The 975-nt window shown below is 44.0% G+C and carries 1 protein-coding gene and 2 pseudogenes; 2 read left to right on the forward strand and 1 reads right to left on the reverse strand.

The genetic code is table 11. The features are described from left to right. Together L5M10_RS23890 and L5M10_RS23895 are read left to right on the forward strand one after the other, a co-directional pair. The coding region (locus L5M10_RS23890; protein WP_263197534.1) for a transposase domain-containing protein at window positions 1-207 on the forward strand (207 nt) is incomplete at its 5' end. Window positions 208-236: 29 nt separating this feature from the next. Further along, window positions 237-437 (forward strand): annotated as a pseudogene (locus tag L5M10_RS23895) (IS3 family transposase); the annotation flags it as partial. Between the two features lie 329 nt (window positions 438-766). Here the strand turns inward: L5M10_RS23895 and L5M10_RS23900 are convergent. After that, window positions 767-975, reverse strand: a pseudogene (locus L5M10_RS23900) (IS3 family transposase); the annotation flags it as partial.

The following is a 975-nucleotide window of genomic DNA, read 5'->3' on the forward strand; positions in this document are numbered from 1 at the left end:
CGCGCCATCAAACCGTTCGTGATTGGTCGCAAGGCGTGGTTGTTCGCCAATACCAAGACGGGAGCACAAGCCAGTGCGGCACTGTACAGCCTGGTCGAGACCTCAAAAATCAACGGACTGGAGCCGTATGATTACCTATGCCGCTTATTAACCGAGCTACCCAAAGCCAACACCCAAGAGAAACTACAGCAACTCCTGCCTTACTGATCACCAGCCACACCGCAAGGTGTGGTTGGCGTTACGCTTACAGTTTAAAAACGGAATGGGTGCCAACGCAAGGCTATAAGAGTTTTGTTGAAGCTAAACAAGATGTGACTGATTATATTATTGGCTATTATAGCCAAGTCAGGCCACATCATTATAATGCAGGATTAAGCCCAAATGAATCAGAGCGAAGATTTTGGGAAGATTCTAAAACCGTGGCCAAATTTAGTTGACCACTACAAAACTCACTTGTTCAAAATCAAGGTCGTTATAGTTTCTAGGTAATGTGAGTAAAGCCTGAACTTGCTCCTGATTGCAGCCCCATTCTTACAAGATTTTCAATGAAGTTCTCATCCCCATCCGAGTAGCACTTGAACCGATAAAATCAATTTCTTGCATATCAGATCCTCAGTTTTCATCCATCATGTCGGAAGACAATATAGTTTGGTCGATTCCAATAAAGTCTGATCATTTACAATGAAGTTTGTCACTTTTCCTTTGTCAGTTCACTTGGCAGAGGTGACGGTGTTTTTCAAGATAGTTGTCACTCTTTGTTTAAATATTAAGCTGCATTTATTACGCCTTCTTCTGGTGCCTTATCTGGGTTGAGTGTTACAGCGCCAACCGCTTCACAATTTCTGATCTCTGTAGACCAACGCATCGGTTTTCTTTCCTTCGCCGCCTCAAGCACTTTCTTGCGCTTCGCTAAAATAGCGCCATCTTGCAGTGCATGACGTTGCCCTGGTGAGACAAAATTTAGCTGGCTGTGTT

It is taken from the genome of Shewanella sp. SM32, from assembly GCF_025654235.1.
GTDB classification, from domain to species: domain Bacteria; phylum Pseudomonadota; class Gammaproteobacteria; order Enterobacterales; family Shewanellaceae; genus Shewanella; species Shewanella oncorhynchi.